This window comes from Gilliamella sp. BG2, from assembly GCF_046635645.1.
Lineage (GTDB): Bacteria > Pseudomonadota > Gammaproteobacteria > Enterobacterales > Orbaceae > Gilliamella > Gilliamella bombi.
The window spans coordinates 1-4,829 of sequence record NZ_JBIDFF010000053.1; the positions used below are offsets into that span (position 1 = coordinate 1).

General features: G+C 34.4%; 9 protein-coding genes. 3 read left to right on the forward strand and 6 right to left on the reverse strand.

Features of this window, described 5'->3' with window-relative positions:
- Positions 1-68 precede the first annotated feature (68 nt).
- From ACGH6Q_RS11885 to ACGH6Q_RS11910, 6 genes are read right to left on the reverse strand one after another with little or no spacing between them, the layout of a single operon-like run.
- The gene (locus ACGH6Q_RS11885; RefSeq protein ID WP_411592930.1) at positions 69-347 is read right to left on the reverse strand and encodes a hypothetical protein; all 279 of its coding nucleotides are present in this window, start codon (positions 345-347) and stop codon (positions 69-71) included.
- A 2-nt stretch (positions 348-349) separates the two neighbouring features.
- Positions 350-511, reverse strand: coding sequence for a DUF1187 family protein (locus tag ACGH6Q_RS11890; RefSeq protein WP_411592931.1), 162 nt, complete (start codon positions 509-511; stop codon positions 350-352).
- Positions 496-696, reverse strand: a complete 201-nt coding sequence (locus ACGH6Q_RS11895) for a hypothetical protein (RefSeq protein ID WP_411592932.1) — start codon at positions 694-696, stop codon at positions 496-498. Before ACGH6Q_RS11895 ends, ACGH6Q_RS11890 begins: the two co-directional genes overlap by 16 nt.
- Positions 680-1,360: a replication protein P gene (locus tag ACGH6Q_RS11900; RefSeq protein ID WP_160399796.1), complete on the reverse strand. Its 681-nt coding sequence runs from the start codon at positions 1,358-1,360 to the stop codon at positions 680-682. Before ACGH6Q_RS11900 ends, ACGH6Q_RS11895 begins: the two co-directional genes overlap by 17 nt.
- On the reverse strand, positions 1,360-2,118 hold the full coding sequence (locus ACGH6Q_RS11905; RefSeq protein WP_411592933.1) for a replication protein: 759 nt from the start codon (positions 2,116-2,118) through the stop codon (positions 1,360-1,362). Before ACGH6Q_RS11905 ends, ACGH6Q_RS11900 begins: the two co-directional genes overlap by 1 nt.
- A complete protein-coding gene (locus ACGH6Q_RS11910) occupies positions 2,115-2,342 on the reverse strand; it encodes a transcriptional regulator (RefSeq protein ID WP_411592934.1) in 228 nt (75 codons plus the stop codon). Before ACGH6Q_RS11910 ends, ACGH6Q_RS11905 begins: the two co-directional genes overlap by 4 nt.
- Positions 2,343-2,468: 126 nt before the next feature.
- Between ACGH6Q_RS11910 and ACGH6Q_RS11915 the strand changes: the two genes are divergently transcribed.
- The 3 genes from ACGH6Q_RS11915 to ACGH6Q_RS11925 all read left to right on the forward strand — a co-directional run bounded on the left by ACGH6Q_RS11915 (position 2,469) and on the right by ACGH6Q_RS11925 (position 4,580).
- Positions 2,469-3,194, forward strand: coding sequence for a S24 family peptidase (locus ACGH6Q_RS11915; RefSeq protein ID WP_411592935.1), 726 nt, complete (start codon positions 2,469-2,471; stop codon positions 3,192-3,194).
- A gap of 719 nt (positions 3,195-3,913) precedes the next feature.
- Positions 3,914-4,198, forward strand: a complete 285-nt coding sequence (locus ACGH6Q_RS11920; RefSeq protein ID WP_411592936.1) for a hypothetical protein — start codon at positions 3,914-3,916, stop codon at positions 4,196-4,198.
- Positions 4,199-4,283: 85 nt separating this feature from the next.
- Positions 4,284-4,580 carry a hypothetical protein gene (locus tag ACGH6Q_RS11925; RefSeq protein WP_411592937.1) on the forward strand — a complete coding sequence of 99 codons (297 nt, stop codon included), beginning with the start codon at positions 4,284-4,286 and terminating at the stop codon, positions 4,578-4,580.
- Positions 4,581-4,829: the final 249 nt, after the last annotated feature.

A 4,829-nucleotide genomic window follows, 5' to 3' on the forward strand; every position in this document is an offset into this window, starting at 1 on the left:
TAGGAATTGGAGTAATTAGATGTTTTTTAAATCTTTCTACTTCTTTTTCTAACTCTTGCTGTGTTAATTTAGTCATTTTCTTTATTCTCTTGATGTTCGTACCATTCTTTTGTTGTAACTATAATTCGATGATTAGCTGTTTCATAAAACACAACCCCATTTTCGTTAACTCTGTTTTCAACTGAATCAAGGAACCTCCCAGCTTGTACCAACTCATTGTCTGAAAAAAATGAATTAATGATGTTAATGCTAGCTACTGAAACGTTGACAGCTAACGCAATAACGATTAACCAAAAAACTAGATAGTTAATAACCGCTTTAGAGCGTCTAGTAAAATCTTCAAACATCACTAAACCCTCACGCACTCAAAATTATCAAGCTGAACTAGCTCTTTACCGTTTGATAGCTTTTTAATGCATTGCTCGATTGTTAATTCTTCATTAGTAAAATGCGTCCAGCTTGTCGGTGATTGCCATTTTTTTATGATTGTTGCTGTTATTTTGTAAGCCATTTCTGTATCAACTCCCTCAATTTTGCCTTATCTTCTTCTGAATATTTTTTAACTCGTTCTGCCATTTCATGCTTAATCTTTGCCGTATTTGCTCCTCTGTTTTTTATTGCTCTCACATAGTCGTACGCTATTTTGTCGAGCATGTGATAACGTCCAAGTGGGCAGTGGTTAACTCGACGTGACATGACCAAAACCAAATTTTTGTTTTATTTCGTAAAGCTTTGATAATTGCCCCTCACGAGATAACGGTTTTCCTTGAACTGTTTTAGGTAGCGCCTTGTTCGGTGTTGGTATTACCCAACCTATCATTATTCTTTTTGCCATTTCGGCAATCATTTTTTCTGCTCTGATTAATAATTTTTCTTTTCCCAAATTTTCATCCAGCATTAATCGGTGGAGATCGTTTATTAACCAGTAATTAGCATCGCTTCCGTAATCGTAATTGCAAAAATCATCAAAACCCTTGTATTTACCAAATTCAATAACGGCTTTAGTCAAACCTTCTGCGGTTGGTAATCCGTATTGTTCAGCCAACCCTTTTTCACACCATCCGATAAATTGCCCTACCGATGGCATAAACGGGTTATTTTGCTGTCTGGCTATACGCATACCTGCATTAATCATTGCTGGATTGATGCCATTTTCAACAAAACCGATTATCCATTGGCGTTTAATTGCATTCTCATCGTTATGATTTAGAGTATGGAACATCGCAGGGCATGCGGCTCTCAGTTGACTAAATAATTTATTTACAACCTCAGCGACTTGTTCCTGCTGCTGTTGCTTTTTTGAGTTGTCAACGGCATTAACGATGTTGATTTGCGGAACTAATTCAGCAATATTTTTCATCAGAACATTTCTCCATCAAGGTTGTTTATCCAAGACGTGTCGCTTGAATGATTGCTAACAGCAGTGTTATTCTTGATAGGAAACAGACCCTGCCAACCATTCATAATCGATTGGTTAATTATCAATTCAGGATTTGCTTGTGCCTCCAGCATTTGAGATTGTTTTACCCACGATTGTGGTTGTAGTTTTTTACCTAACGAATTTCTGTAATCAATCCAGTTTTTCCAAACGTCAACACTCACGTTTTTTGGTTTGGCAGTCATAGGGTCAAAATCATTGTTCCTTTTTTTTGTAATATTGTTTTTTATAGTGTCTTTTGTAGAGTGACATTTTTTGTTACTGGTGGCGGGTACATTTTTTGTCACTGGTTCTATGCATTTTTTGCTACCAGTAGCATTTTTTGTACCTGCATTTTTTGTAACTGGTTCTGACGTTTCCAACACTAGTGAATATTCAGTAATCTCACCATTATTTTTAATTGCATTGATCAAACATAAATTTGTTAATTCAGATAGAGCTGCATAAACAGTTCTCTTGTCTTTTATCCCTAAATATTGCATAAATTGAGATATGCTGATTTTATCGCTTGTTTTGCCCCACCCCGTGGTTTTGCGAGTAATCAGTAAATAACAACGTAACGCATTAGCTGACATATCAGCCATTAATTCATCAATAACAGCGTTGGGAACTTGAAATGAGTTAGATATAAAAATGTTTTTGCATTGGCTTTGTGTGCTTTCATTGTTTAATGTGCTCATGAGCGACCTCTAATTACTGACCAGTTGACGTCTGGGCGCAAATCTTCGCATTTAACCTTTCCGCTTGTTTTGTCTTCAATCTCAATGCAAATTTTTTCACCGAGTCTTGATGAGCGATCGCTAATTCTTTTTCTTAAATATTTGATTGTAGTACCACATTTTTCAGCAAATACCATTTGCTCTTCTATCGTTAAGCTGTTTAAAAAAAGCCGTAATTTATTCATATGAATACCTGTAGGTTAATTATTTTTCTTGAATATTACCCTAAGATAAAAATAAAATCAATACCTCAAGGTAATTTACCAAAAGGTAAATTTTTATTAAAATTAAAAGAAATATGAGGAGAGCGTATGAACATATATGAAATTAGACGGAAAAATTTAATAACATTAAAAGATAAATACTGTAACGGTAGAATTACAGAATTATCAGAGAAATTAAATAAAAACCCGTCATACGTATCAAGAATGCTGTATGAGGAAGGGAAACCAAATAAAAAAAATATATCAGACAAAGTTTTGTTTGATATTGAAACTGCTTTTAATTTGCCGCGCGGTTGGCTGGATGATTTAACTCCTTATGATCAACTAGAACCTGTAATAGATTCTAATAATATTAAAAATGACATAAAAAAAGAGGATGGAGTGAAAATAGAAGTTTTGGATATCAGTGCAAGCTGTGGAAACGGTGTAATCACTGAACGTGAATTTGCTAGCGTTTTACGTTCAATTGAGTTTACGCCTGATTTTGCACTAAAATTATTTGGAAGAAGATCAACTGAGCATATCAAAGTAATAACAGCAAAAGGCGACAGCATGACACCAACAATTAAATCGGGTGCGAATGTATATGTTGACACAAAAATAAATTATTACGATGGCGATGGTGTGTATGTTTTTGTTTTTGACAACGAAATATATATAAAACGCATTCAAGTTACAGGAACTGAAATAATAGTTATATCAGATAATTCAGTATATGAAAAATGGAGACTCGATAAAAACTCAATGAATAATTTTTATATACAAGGAAAAGTGTTTGTTGGACAAAATATTGAGTATGTCTATTTTGACTAACGAATAATTGCATTTCTCAAGCCACTTAAGTGGCTTTTTTTATATTCCCTACTTACCACAGCTCAAAAAACAGCCAATCAAAAAAGTTTTTTCACTTATAATACAATCACTTATTACCTTTGGGTTATTTTTTAACTAAATTTATTTACCTTTAGGTATTTACAAAACGATAACCTTTAGGTAATATACACACATCAAAACAAATCAACTTACCAAAGTTGAAGCTCTTTAAAAATTCGGAAAGTCGGAACAACTTATAAAGTGTTATTCAAGTAGACAGTGTGAAAGCGAAGCTCATCTTAGAACGAAATGCCTAGCTCCCTCTAAGCTGATGAACGGATGACACGGAATAAGGGAGCGCAGAAACTCGTGACCATCGAGATAATTTGGTTAACAAATGGGAGGAAACAAGAATTGCGAAATTAAAGCGGATTGAACCGCGCCTAGGTGAAAAGTATAGCGTTATTATTACGCTCCCGAGTTTGCATGACAAAGCTGGAAATGACATAGAGTCATACACACAGCCAGTTAGGGTTAATGTTGAAAAAAAGTGTGCGGGTAAGACGAGATAATGAGCCAGATTATCACCCGTCATTACTCATTACGATGAGACTCCTTTGGCAAGAGCGCGGCTACTGCGAGAGTGTAGCATTCAAATCAAAGCGCATTTAAACAAGTGGGCTTGAGTTTGAGGTTGATAAGAATAATAGAGGTGAGTTATGCAATTACATAGAGCTGTAGAGAACGGTTACGAAAGAGCATATTGCAAAATGATGAATAATTCTGAAATGCAAGACGCTAAAGAAGCAGAAATTAAAGCTCAATCAAACGAACTTTATGACAAACTCAGCGATAGTGATTATCTAGAAATTGAAGAAAAAATAATGAAAGCGTTTGGTTGGGATGATGTTGACACTGATTCAGTTCAAAAAGCATTAAAGCTCATATGTTATGAAAAAGCTGAATTTATTTTTAATGAAAAAAATAAAAAATCATTTTATTAAGCTAACTAATTTTGACAACTCGGAAAGACGAGTACATGCAAATCCGTTTGCCCCAGAAATGGGGCTTTTTTGAGGGATTCATTAAATGAATAAAAAAATTAAAGAAGCTACCGATTTAACTAACAAATTAATATCTGATGCTGTTAAAAATCTTCAATCAAATAACGACGATTACATCATAGATTATTTTGCTGAGTTGATTTTATCTGTCAAAGCTGAGCTTGGTATAGCTACATATACAAACGCAAAGAGCGCAATAAAAAATGAAATAAAAATTAGCCCAAGTTTTATGACATCGCTAGATAGCGCTATAGTTTTTGCAAGAAGAATCATCTATTTTAATTTAGTTTTGAGACCCGAAACGGCTTGTCGCTTGCCGTAAAAGCGCTATTATTCCTTTCATCCTTTGCCCGTGAATTGAGTAACGGGCTTTTTTACAGAATTAGCGGCTAGAATTCATGAGGATAAAACAATGACAAGTAAAAAGATTATTGAGCGATTAACACTGCAAGATTGGTATGTTGAATGTAAAACTGAACATGAATTAGCATTATTGTTAAATGCGTGTTTGGATGCTGATATTCCTTGGTTTTCTGGAAATAAGGCATCTAGATTTGCTCCAGACTTGCTT